The organism is Pseudomonas sp. (assembly GCF_030698175.1).
Classification (GTDB): Bacteria; Pseudomonadota; Gammaproteobacteria; order Pseudomonadales; family Pseudomonadaceae; genus Aquipseudomonas.
In genome coordinates, this window is the sequence record NZ_JAUYNT010000029.1 from 151,700 (window position 1) to 163,701 (window position 12,002).

The window sequence follows — 12,002 nt, forward strand, 5'->3', positions numbered from 1 at the left end:
CCATGCAGCTTTCCTCGCTCACTGCGGTTTCCCCCGTTGATGGCCGTTACGCCAGCAAAACCAGCGCCCTGCGGCCGATTTTCAGCGAATACGGCTTGATCCGCTTTCGCGTCATGGTCGAAGTGCGCTGGCTGCAACGCTTGGCTGCGCACAACGGCATCGCCGAAGTAGCGCCCTTCTCGCCAGCAGCCAATGCGCTGCTTAATACCCTGGCCGAGAACTTCGAGCTGGCCCACGCAGAGCGCGTCAAAGAGATCGAACGCACCACCAATCACGACGTTAAAGCCGTTGAATACCTGCTCAAGGAGCAGGCGGCCAAGCTGCCGGAACTGGCCAACGTCAGTGAATTTATCCACTTCGCCTGCACCAGTGAGGACATCAACAACCTGTCCCACGCCCTGATGCTGCGCGAAGGTCGCGACACCGTGCTGCTGCCGCAAATGCGCCAAGTGGCCGAGGCCATTCGCCAGCTGGCGATAAACTTTGCCGACATTTCCATGCTGGCCCGCACCCATGGCCAGCCGGCTTCGCCGACCACCCTGGGCAAAGAATTCGCCAACGTGGTGTATCGCCTCGAGCGGCAAATCCAGCAAGTCGCGGCAGTGCCGTTGCTAGGCAAGATCAATGGCGCCGTTGGCAACTACAACGCCCACCTGTCGGCCTACCCGGACATCGACTGGGAAGCCAATGCCCGTGAATTTATCGAAAATGAACTGGGCCTTGAGTTCAACCCCTACACCACGCAAATCGAACCCCATGACTACATTGCCGAGCTGTTCGATGCGATTGCCCGCTTCAACACCATCCTGATCGACTTCGACCGCGACGTCTGGGGCTACATCTCCCTGGGCTACTTCAAGCAGAAGACCATCGCCGGCGAAATCGGCTCCTCGACCATGCCGCACAAGGTCAACCCGATCGACTTCGAAAACTCCGAAGGCAACCTCGGTATCGCCAACGCCCTGCTCCAACACCTGGCGAGCAAGTTGCCGATCTCGCGCTGGCAGCGCGACCTGACCGACTCCACCGTATTGCGCAACCTGGGCGTGGGCTTTGCTCACAGCCTGATGGCTTACGAGGCGACGCTTAAAGGCATCAGCAAACTCGAACTCAATCAGCAGCGCATTGCCGCCGATCTCGACGCTTGCTGGGAAGTATTGGCCGAGCCGATCCAGACCGTGATGCGCCGCTACGCGATCGAAAACCCTTACGAAAAACTCAAGGAACTGACCCGCGGCAAGGGCATCACCCCAGAAGCGCTGATGACCTTTATCGATAACCTGGACATGCCCGTAACCGCCAAGGAAGAGCTGAAGAAGCTCACCCCTGCCAGCTACATCGGCAACGCCGTAGCTCAGGCTAAGCGCATCTAACTGACAACAACTTTTTATGCGCCCGGCGCAGGTCGTTTGAAAACGTAGCGAGCGAAGGTTAGGCAAGGCAAAAACAGGCGAAAAAGCGCAGTTTACGAGTTGTAAATGAGCATTTTGAGCCTGTTTTTAACACCGCATAATCGAGCGCAGTAGTTTTCACACGACCTGTATGCCGGGCGTTTTTTATTCTTTCAAGGTCCTAGCGATGAATCCCGACTCTCCCATGCAACTTCTGGGCGGCCTCACGGCACGCGAATTCCTCCGTGATTACTGGCAGAAAAAACCCTTACTGATCCGCCAAGCGCTGCCCAATTTTGAAAGCCCGATTTCGCCCGACGAGCTGGCCGGTTTGGCCCTGGAAGAAGAAATCGAATCACGCCTGGTGATTGAGCACGGCCAACAGCCGTGGGAATTGCGCCGCGGCCCATTCGCCGAGGACGAGTTCAACAAGCTTCCCGAGCGTGACTGGACCTTACTGGTGCAGGCCGTCGATCAGTTCATCCCAGAAGTCGCCGAGCTGCTGGAAAACTTTCGTTTCCTGCCCAGCTGGCGGATCGACGACGTGATGATCAGCTTTGCCGCACCGGGCGGCGGCGTCGGTCCGCACTACGACAACTACGATGTGTTCTTGCTCCAGGCCCACGGCCAGCGGCGCTGGAAAATCGGTCAAATGTGCGACGCCGACAGCCCCATGTTGGAGCATGCCGACCTGCGCATTCTGGCCGACTTTACCCAAACCGATGAATGGGTTCTTGAACCTGGCGACATGCTCTATTTACCCCCCCGACTGGCTCACTACGGTATCGCCGAGGATGACTGCATGACTTACTCGGTAGGCTTTCGCGCCCCCAGCGCGGCTGAAGTACTGACCCACTTCACCGACTTCCTTAGTCAGTTTCTGACCAATGAAGAACGCTACAGCGACGCTGACATCGTCCCATGCAGCGACCCGCACCAGATTCAACGCGACTCGCTTGATCGCCTAAAAAGCTTGCTCAACGAGCACATGAACGATGAGCGCCTGCTGCTGACCTGGTTTGGCCAATTTATGACCGAGCCGCGCTACCCCGAACTCATCGCCGGCCCCGAGCTGGCCGAAGAAGACCTGCTCGCCAGCCTGCAAGACGGCGCAGTGCTGGTGCGCAACCCCAGCTCACGCCTGGCCTGGTCGGAAGTTGACGACGACCTGCTGCTATTCGCCAGCGGCCAAAGCCGTTTGCTGCCGGGTAATTTGCGCGAACTACTGAAACTGATCTGCTCCGCCGAGTCGCTGCACGAAGGCAACCTCGGCCAATGGCTTGCCGACGATGAGGGGCGCAATCTGCTCTTGCAACTGGTCACGCAAGGCAGCCTGGAGTTTGCTGATGAATGAGGTTCACATCCGCCTCGCGGACTGGAAAAAAGACCAGGCTGCGCTGCGCCGCATACGTGAGGCGGTGTTTATTGCCGAACAAGCCGTGCCGGCGGAGCTGGAGTGGGATGCCGACGACGCCAGCGCAGTACACTTTCTGGCACTCGAGGGCGAGTATCCAATGGGCACCGCCCGCCTGTTACCTGACGGCCACATCGGCCGCGTTGCAGTGCTAAAAGACTGGCGCGGGCTAAAAGTCGGCGACAAGTTGCTGCGCGCAGTGATTGAGGAGGCCGAAAAACGCGGCCTCAAGCAGCAAATGCTCAGTGCCCAAGTGCACGCCAGCTCGTTCTATGAGCGCTTTGGCTTTAGCGTGGTCAGCGACGAGTTTCTCGACGCTGGCATCCCGCACGTAGATATGGTGCGCCACAGCGACTGAGGCCGAAATGAACGACGAAGACGTCCCAGCACTCGACAGCAACTCAAGCGAAGAACCAGTCACTCAGCGCAGCACTGAGGACTTATCCGCCATTGAGTTTGAGTCGCCGGGACGTTTTAGTCTGCACAATCCGCCGTCACCGACTGCCGATGCCGTGCCCCTTGAGCCCGCGCCCTTCACCCTCGGGCAAGACCGCCAAGTACAGCACTTCAGCAATCAGCAAGACGCGCGCGCCCACGCACTGGCCTTGCTGCAACAGGCGCAACGCAGCCTGTGCTTGTACAGCGTCGATCTTGAGCCCTGGCTTTATCACCACAGCAGCATGCAAGCGGCCTGCACTGACTTTTTACTGGCCAACCCGCGCAATCAACTGCGCATCTTGCTGCGCGATACGACCCTCGCCGTGAAGCACGGTCATCGCCTGCTAAGCCTGGCGCGCCGCCTGCCGAGCAACTGCCTGATTCGCAAACTGCACCCGGACTACCCCAGCGAAACACTGAGTTTTTTACTGGCCGATGACTGCGCCTTACTGCTGCGCCCAGAACCCAGTCAATATGCCGGCTACGCTTGCTATCAAGACCCCGCCAATGTGCGCCTGCGCCGAGCACAGTTCGAGCAAGCCTGGAGCACCAGTATCAGCGACGCCGACCTGAGGAGTTTTTTGCTATGAACCTGCGCGCCCTGCTTACCGGCCTGCTTACCGGCCTGCTACTGAGCGCAAGTTGCGCCGTGCACGCCGCCACCGAGGTGATAGCCCTGAATTATCGCACCGCCGACGACGTGCTCGCAGTGGCCCAATCGGTGCTGGGCAGCGACGGGCGAGTAAGCGTTTATGGCAATCAACTGATAGTTAACGCCCCGCCGGCAAAAATTGCCGAGCTGCGCACCCTGCTCAATCAGCTCGACACCCAGCCCAAACGGCTGCTCATCAGCGTCGACACCAGCGACTCCAGCCAACAAGATGATCGCGGCTACTCGGTTAACGGCTCGGCCAGCGCTGGCGACGTTGAGGTGCAAGCCGGGCGCGGTGAGATCAATGGTCGCGATCAGGTGCGCATCATCCGCCGCAGCACCGACAGCCGCAGTGGCGGCGTGCAGCAAGTGCAAACCACCGAGGGTTATCCGGCGTTAATTCAAGTCGGCCAAAGCGTGCCGCTCAGCACCACCAGTATCGGCCCCTACGGGCAAGTTTATAACCAGACCCAATACCGCAACGTCACCCAAGGCTTTTATGTCACCGCCAGCCTGACCGGCGACATTGTGCATGTCAGCATCAGCAGCAATAACGACAAACTCAGCCAGTCGCAATCCGGCGCTATCGACATCCAGAGCACCGACACCCGCGTCAGTGGGCGCCTGGGCGAGTGGATCAGCGTTGGTGGCGTTAACCAGCAAAGCCAAGGCGACCAACACGGCTTCCTGCAAAAGCACAGCACCGAAGGCAGCCAAGACATGAGCATGCGCCTAAAAGTCGAAGCCCTGGATTAGCCGCAATCGACTGACTGGCGAGTCACGCCAGCTGATTATGTAGTGCCCGAAAATAGCACTACAAAAAATTTGACGAAGGCATTTACGAAGTGCATCATTGCCCCGCTCCCGCTAACTTGGGGTCCTGTTAAGGGCCTCTAGAGTGTCACCGGACCACCCTTCGGAACGCTCTATGTCTTAACCGCCCACAAGGCAGTTCGATGAGGTTGCGACTGGAACGAAGTTGTCCTGAGGGACGGGGAAGCGTTTAACGAACTAGCCTAACTTTGCAGCTCTTGGTCATCGCTCACCGGCAGATTACACGCCCTAGAGCCTTAACTATTGCGGCGCGAAGCACAGCCTGATTCGCATCGTCACCCCTCCTGTTAGCGACAATCTCTTTTCGGTCTACATCTCGACGTACTGTGGTGAGCCTTACACAACAACCATTGGGTTTTTGGGTAGGAAAAGTCGGCGCTCAACCAAACACATACTTTGAAGGATTGACCATGTCAGCTTATCAAAACGATATCAAAGCCGTTGCCGTCCTGAAAGAACAAGCAGGCAGCAGCTGGAACGCTATCAGCCCTGAATACGTCGCTCGCATGCGCGCCCAGAACCGCTTCAAAACCGGCCTGGAAATCGCTCAGTACACTGCTGACATCATGCGTAAAGACATGGCCGACTACGACGCCGACTCTTCTGTCTACACTCAGTCGCTGGGCTGCTGGCATGGCTTCATCGGCCAGCAAAAGCTGATCGCAATCAAAAAGCACCTGAAAACCACTGACAAGCGCTACCTCTATCTGTCGGGCTGGATGGTTGCTGCTCTGCGTTCGGATTTCGGTCCGCTGCCAGACCAGTCCATGCACGAGAAAACCTCGGTTTCCAGCCTGATTGAAGAGCTGTACACCTTCCTGCGCCAAGCTGATGCCCGTGAACTGGACCTGCTGTTCACCGCCCTGGACGCTGCTCGCGCCGCCGGCGACAAAGTAAAAGCAGACGAAATCCAGGCTCAGATCGACGGCTACGAAACTCACGTAGTGCCAATCATCGCCGACATCGACGCTGGTTTCGGCAACCCAGAAGCCACCTACTTGCTGGCCAAGAAGATGATCGAAGCGGGTGCCTGCTGCATCCAGATCGAAAACCAAGTTTCTGACGAGAAGCAGTGCGGCCACCAAGACGGTAAAGTTACCGTGCCACACATCGACTTCATCGCCAAGATCAATGCTGTTCGCTACGCATTCCTTGAGCTGGGCATCGACAACGGCGTGATCGTTGCGCGTACCGACTCCCTGGGTGCCGGCCTGACCAAGCAAATCGCTGTGACCAACACCCCTGGCGATTTGGGCGACCAATACAACTCCTTCCTGGATTGCGACGAAGTTTCTGCTGCTGACCTGAACAACGGCGATGTAGTACTCAACCGTGGTGGCAAGTTGCTGCGTCCTAAGCGTCTGCCGTCCAACCTGTTCCAGTTCCGCGCTGGCACCGGTGAAGCGCGCTGCATCCTAGACAGCATCACCTCGCTGCAGAACGGCGCTGACCTGCTGTGGATCGAAACCGAGAAGCCACACGTTGGCCAGATCGCCGAAATGGTTAACGAAATCCGCAAGGTTATCCCGAACGCCAAGCTGGTTTACAACAACAGCCCATCGTTCAACTGGACCTTGAACTTCCGTCAGCAAATGTTCGACATCATGGCTGGCGAAGGCAAAGACGTATCTGCCTACGACCGCGCCAAGCTGATGAGCGTTGACTACGATGAAACTGACTTGGCCGCCCGCGCCGACGAAATGATTCGTACCTTCCAGCGTGATGCTTCTGCTAAGGCCGGCATTTTCCACCACCTGATCACCCTGCCGACCTACCACACCGCCGCGCTGTCTACCGACAACCTGGCCAAAGGTTACTTCGCAGACCAAGGCATGCTGGCCTACGTGAAAGGCGTTCAGCGTCAGGAGATCCGTCAAGGTATCGCCTGCGTTAAGCACCAGAACATGTCCGGCTCCGACATCGGCGACGCGCACAAAGAGTACTTCGCTGGCGAAGCAGCTCTGAAGGCCGGCGGCAAAGACAACACCATGAACCAGTTCAGCTAATAGCCACTGGCTCGCCTAACCCGAGCTAACGCTTAGGCCAGGCAGGTTGTCCCAACAAACCCCAGTAGCGATACTGGGGTTTGTTTTTTTAGGCTGAAATAAAGCTGCTCACCCCCACTAAACCAGCACACCCCGCCATACGCCTGCCCCCCTTCCTGATTCGCCAGCAAAAATAGTCCGCATTCAACAATTATCGATTCTCGACAAAAACGGTCAAAGCCTGGCACTTCAAACCAAGCCGGGTATGCTTAGGGCAAATTACGCGGCTTTTTTTGACTGCCAAGGCAAACTACCTACTTAGAAAAATTTACTTACCGGCAGTTGCACGAGTAGAATTGCGAAAATTTTTGACGACCTGTTTTCGTTACGCTACAGACAGTTACAGCATTTTTGCAATGTCGCATGCAACAACGAGCAGAGTCGCGAGGACAGCAAGATGAGCGAAGCCACACGTTTATTGGCCCATAACTGGGCATTCGCATTGTTTTTATTGGGTGTGTTTGGCCTGATCGCTTTTATGCTCGGCGTATCCAGCCTGCTCGGTAGCAAGGCGTTCGGGCGCAGCAAAAACGAGCCCTTCGAATCGGGCATGCTGCCCACTGGCACTGCGCGCCTGCGCATGTCGGCAAAATTCTATCTGGTCGCGATGCTCTTCGTGATCTTCGACGTTGAAGCCCTGTTTCTCTTCGCCTGGTCGGTATCTGTTCGCGAAAGCGGGTGGGCCGGCTTTATAGAAGCTACTCTTTTTATAGCAATTCTGTTGGCTGGCCTTGTCTACCTATGGCGTATCGGTGCTCTTGACTGGGCTCCCGAGAGTCGCCGCAAGCGGCAAGCAAAGCTAAAACAATGAGGCTTTGGCGATGCAATATAAACTCACCAAGATCGACCCGGATGCGCCTAATGAGCAGTATCCGATCGGCGATCGGGAGATGGTTCCCGATCCGCTAGAAGGCCAGGTCCACCGCAATATCTACATGGGCAAACTGCAAGACGTGCTGAATACGACGGTTAACTGGGGGCGTAAGAACTCTCTCTGGCCGTATAACTTCGGCCTGTCGTGCTGCTATGTGGAAATGACCACGGCTTTTACCGCCCCCCATGACATCGCCCGCTTCGGCGCCGAAGTGATTCGAGCGTCACCGCGCCAAGCCGACTTCATGGTTATCGCCGGCACCTGCTTTATCAAGATGGCACCGATTATTCAGCGCCTCTATGAGCAAATGCTTGAGCCGAAATGGGTCATTTCCATGGGCGCCTGTGCCAATTCTGGCGGCATGTACGACATTTATTCGGTCGTGCAAGGGGTGGATAAATTCCTCCCTGTGGACGTCTACGTACCCGGCTGTCCGCCACGCCCCGAGGCTTTCCTGCAGGCATTGATGCTGCTGCAAGAGTCGATTGGCCAAGAGCGCCGTCCGCTGTCTTGGGTGGTCGGTGAGCAAGGCGTCTACCGCGCGGACATGCCATCGCAAAAAGAGCAGCGCCGCGAGCAGCGTATTGCTGTCACTAACCTACGCAGCCCCGACGAAGTCTGATTACGGTCTTTAGCTAACAAAGCCCCCTCTCATTCTTTACGTTGATAGATAGCGACCGAGACTATGACTGCAGACACCGCTCTGTACATCCCGCCTTATAAGGCTGACGACCAAAATGTGGTTGTCGAACTGAACTCGCGCTTTGGCGCCGAGAGTTTCACTGTGCAGTCGACCCGCACCGGCATGCCGGTATTGTGGGTAGCGCGTGCACGCCTGCTTGAGGTGCTGACTTTTCTGCGTCAGCTGCCCAAGCCCTACGTCATGCTCTATGACCTGCACGGTGTCGACGAGCGCCTGCGTACCCAGCGCCGTGGATTGCCGAACGCCGACTTCAGCGTGTTCTACCACCTGCTGTCGATCGAACGTAATAGTGACGTAATGATCAAGGTGGCCTTGTCCGAGAGCGACCTGAGCCTGCCGACCTGCACCTCTATCTGGCCGAATGCCAACTGGTACGAACGTGAAGTCTGGGACATGTACGGGATCGACTTCCCCGGTCACCCGCACCTGACCCGAATCATGATGCCACCGACCTGGGAAGGTCACCCGCTGCGCAAAGACTATCCGGCGCGCGCCACCGAATTTGATCCCTACAGCCTGACCCTGGCCAAGCAGAATCTGGAAGAGGAGGCCGCACGCTTCAATCCAGAAGACTGGGGCATGAAGCGCAAGGGCGTGAACGAGGACTACATGTTCCTCAACCTCGGCCCTAACCACCCTTCTGCTCACGGTGCGTTTCGCATCATCTTGCAGTTGGATGGCGAAGAGATCGTCGATTGCGTGCCCGAAGTCGGTTACCACCACCGCGGCGCCGAGAAGATGGCTGAGCGCCAGTCCTGGCACAGTTTCATCCCCTACACCGACCGTATCGATTACCTCGGTGGGGTGATGAACAACCTGCCTTACGTATTGGCGGTGGAAAAACTGGCCGGCATCAAGGTGCCGGAAAAAGTCGACGTGATTCGCATCATGCTGGCCGAGTTCTTCCGTATCACCAGTCACCTGTTGTTCCTCGGCACCTACATCCAAGACGTTGGGGCCATGACCCCGGTGTTCTTCACCTTCACCGACCGTCAGCGGGCGTTCAAGGTGATCGAAGCCATTACCGGTTTCCGTCTGCATCCGGCGTGGTACCGCATTGGTGGCGTCGCCCACGACCTGCCACGCGGCTGGGAAAAGCTGGTGCAAGAATTTGTCGATTGGCTGCCAAAACGCCTCGACGAGTACACCAAAGCGGCGCTGCAAAACAGCATCCTGATCGGTCGCACCAAGGGCGTAGCCCAGTACAACACCAAGCAAGCGTTGGAATGGGGCGTTACCGGCGCTGGTCTGCGTTCCACCGGTCTGGACTTTGACCTGCGCAAAGCGCGGCCCTATTCCGGCTACGAGAACTTCGAGTTCGAAATCCCCCTGGCCGTCAATGGCGATGCCTATGACCGCTGCATAGTGCGTGTCGAGGAGATGCGTCAAAGCATCAAGATCATCGACCAATGCCTGAAAAACATGCCGGCTGGTGCCTATAAAGCGGATCACCCGCTGACCACGCCACCGCCGAAAGAACGCACCCTGCAGCACATCGAAACCCTGATCACCCACTTCTTGCAGGTTTCCTGGGGCCCGGTCATGCCGGCCAATGAATCCTTCCAGATGATTGAGGCAACCAAGGGCATCAACAGTTATTACCTGACGAGCGACGGCGGCACCATGAGCTACCGCACCCGTATCCGCACCCCAAGTTTCCCGCACCTGCAGCAGATCCCTTCGGTGATCCGCGGCAGCATGGTGGCTGACCTGATCGCGTATCTGGGCAGTATCGACTTCGTTATGGCCGATGTGGACCGCTAATTATGAGCCAAAACAGCCTGATCCAATCCGACCGTTTCGTTTTCAGTGAGAGTGAACGCTCAGCCATCGAGCACGAACTGCATCACTATGAAGACTCGCGCGCGGCCTCCATTGGTGCACTAAAAATCGTGCAAGAAGCCCGTGGCTGGGTGCCCGACGGCGCCATTGCCGCCATCGGCGCCATCATCGGCATTCCCGCCAGCGATGTCGAAGGTGTCGCTACCTTTTACAGCCAGATCTTCCGCCAACCGGTTGGCCGCCACATCATTCGCGTCTGCGACAGCATGGTCTGCTATATCGGCGGCCATGAGTCGGTGGTCAGCAGCCTCCAGCAACAGCTCGGCATTGGCCTGGGCGAAACCAGCAGTGACGGACGTTTTACCTTGCTGCCAGTGTGCTGCCTGGGCAACTGCGACAAGGCCCCGGCCTTGATGATTGATGACCACACCTTCGGCGATGTACAGCCAAACGACGTGGCCAAACTGTTGGAGAACTATCCATGAGCAATGGCGCCATCAGTAGCAGCACCCAGCGCCTCAGCTCATTTGGCCCGGCCAACAGCATTGCGCGCAACCCAGAGACCCATCCGCTGACCTGGCGTCTGCGTGAAGATGGCGCCCCGGTTTGGCTCGCCGAATATCAAGCTAAAGACGGTTACAGCGCCGCGCGCAAAGCCTTTGCCGAGATGTCTCAGGACGAAATCGTCCAAACGGTTAAAGACTCTGGCCTCAAGGGCCGTGGCGGCGCCGGTTTCCCCACGGGCGTTAAGTGGGGCCTGATGCCCAAGGATGAATCGCAGAACATCCGCTACCTGCTGTGCAACGCCGATGAGATGGAGCCCAACACCTGGAAAGACCGGATGTTGATGGAGCAACTGCCGCATTTGCTGATCGAAGGCATGTTGATCAGCGCGCGCGCGCTCAAGGCCTATCGTGGCTATATCTTCCTGCGCGGCGAGTACGTCGATGCGGCGGTCAATCTCAATCGCGCGATTGACGAGGCCAAACAAGCCGGCCTGCTCGGCAAGAACATCCTCGGCAGCGGCTTTGATTTCGAGCTGTTCGTGCACACCGGCGCCGGCCGTTATATCTGCGGTGAAGAAACCGCGCTGATCAACTCTCTCGAAGGCCGCCGCGCCAACCCACGTTCCAAACCGCCCTTCCCGGCGGCCGTGGGTGTGTGGGGCAAGCCAACCTGCGTCAACAACGTCGAGACCCTGTGCAACGTGCCCGCCATCGTCGGCAGCGGTGTCGATTGGTACAAGTCGCTGGCGCGGCCCGGCAGTGAAGACATGGGCACCAAGCTGATGGGTTTCTCCGGCAAGGTGAAGAACCCTGGCCTGTGGGAACTGCCGTTCGGCGTGCCGGCTCGCGAGCTGTTTGAAGACTACGCCGGCGGCATGCGCGATGGCTTCAAACTCAAATGTTGGCAGCCTGGTGGCGCCGGTACTGGTTTTTTGTTGCCCGAGCATCTGGATGCCCCAATGTACGCGGCAGGCATTGCTAAGGTCGGTACGCGGATGGGCACAGGCTTGGCCATGGCCATCGACGAAAGCGTCAACATGGTCGGTTTGCTGCGCAATATGGAAGAATTTTTTGCCCGCGAGTCTTGCGGTTTTTGCACCCCTTGCCGCGACGGTTTGCCTTGGAGCGTGAAGATTCTGCGCTCACTCGAGCAGGGCCAAGGGCAAAGTGGTGACATCGAAACCCTTGAGCAGCTGTGCAATCACCTCGGCCCCGGCAAAACCTTTTGCGCCCATGCGCCTGGCGCCATCGAGCCCTTGGGCAGCGCCATCAAGTATTTCCGTGCGGAGTTCGAAGCCGGCATTGCCCGCCCAAGCCCGACACTAAAGTCGGCATTACCCGCCGGCGCATAAGAGTTTACAGA

The 12,002-nt window shown here is 57.7% G+C and carries 11 protein-coding genes; all 11 read left to right on the forward strand.

The features are described 5' to 3' along the window. The first annotated feature begins 2 nt into the window (after positions 1–2). The 11 genes from purB (at position 3) to nuoF (ending at position 11,991) form a co-directional block, all read left to right on the forward strand. Complete coding sequence (gene purB / locus Q8R10_RS16025) at positions 3–1,373, forward strand: adenylosuccinate lyase (RefSeq protein WP_305654851.1); 1,371 nt, start codon at positions 3–5, stop codon at positions 1,371–1,373. Positions 1,374–1,578: 205 nt separating this feature from the next. After that, entirely contained in the window at positions 1,579–2,745 is a 1,167-nt protein-coding gene (locus tag Q8R10_RS16030) for a cupin domain-containing protein (RefSeq protein ID WP_305654852.1), read from the forward strand. Further along, complete coding sequence (locus tag Q8R10_RS16035) at positions 2,738–3,163, forward strand: GNAT family N-acetyltransferase (RefSeq protein ID WP_305654853.1); 426 nt, start codon at positions 2,738–2,740, stop codon at positions 3,161–3,163. The genes Q8R10_RS16030 and Q8R10_RS16035 overlap by 8 nt, the downstream gene beginning before the upstream one ends. A 7-nt stretch (positions 3,164–3,170) precedes the next feature. Then, positions 3,171–3,833 (forward strand): histone acetyltransferase HPA2, encoded by a 663-nt coding sequence (locus tag Q8R10_RS16040; RefSeq protein ID WP_305654854.1) that lies wholly within the window; start codon positions 3,171–3,173, stop codon positions 3,831–3,833. Next, a complete protein-coding gene (locus Q8R10_RS16045; RefSeq protein WP_305654855.1) occupies positions 3,830–4,651 on the forward strand; it encodes a secretin N-terminal domain-containing protein in 822 nt (273 codons plus the stop codon). The genes Q8R10_RS16040 and Q8R10_RS16045 overlap by 4 nt, the downstream gene beginning before the upstream one ends. Positions 4,652–5,139: 488 nt before the next feature. Then, positions 5,140–6,735 (forward strand): isocitrate lyase, encoded by a 1,596-nt coding sequence (locus Q8R10_RS16050; protein WP_305654856.1) that lies wholly within the window; start codon positions 5,140–5,142, stop codon positions 6,733–6,735. A 436-nt stretch (positions 6,736–7,171) separates the two neighbouring features. Further along, entirely contained in the window at positions 7,172–7,585 is a 414-nt protein-coding gene (locus Q8R10_RS16055) for an NADH-quinone oxidoreductase subunit A (protein ID WP_305654857.1), read from the forward strand. A gap of 10 nt (positions 7,586–7,595) precedes the next feature. Further along, positions 7,596–8,270 (forward strand): NADH-quinone oxidoreductase subunit B, encoded by a 675-nt coding sequence (locus Q8R10_RS16060; RefSeq protein WP_305654858.1) that lies wholly within the window; start codon positions 7,596–7,598, stop codon positions 8,268–8,270. A 63-nt stretch (positions 8,271–8,333) separates the two neighbouring features. Further along, complete coding sequence (gene nuoC / locus Q8R10_RS16065) at positions 8,334–10,115, forward strand: NADH-quinone oxidoreductase subunit C/D (RefSeq protein WP_305654859.1); 1,782 nt, start codon at positions 8,334–8,336, stop codon at positions 10,113–10,115. A 2-nt stretch (positions 10,116–10,117) separates the two neighbouring features. Continuing rightward, a complete protein-coding gene (gene nuoE, locus Q8R10_RS16070) occupies positions 10,118–10,618 on the forward strand; it encodes an NADH-quinone oxidoreductase subunit NuoE (RefSeq protein ID WP_305654860.1) in 501 nt (166 codons plus the stop codon). Then, a complete protein-coding gene (nuoF, locus tag Q8R10_RS16075; protein ID WP_305654861.1) occupies positions 10,615–11,991 on the forward strand; it encodes an NADH-quinone oxidoreductase subunit NuoF in 1,377 nt (458 codons plus the stop codon). The genes nuoE and nuoF overlap by 4 nt, the downstream gene beginning before the upstream one ends. Positions 11,992–12,002: the final 11 nt, after the last annotated feature.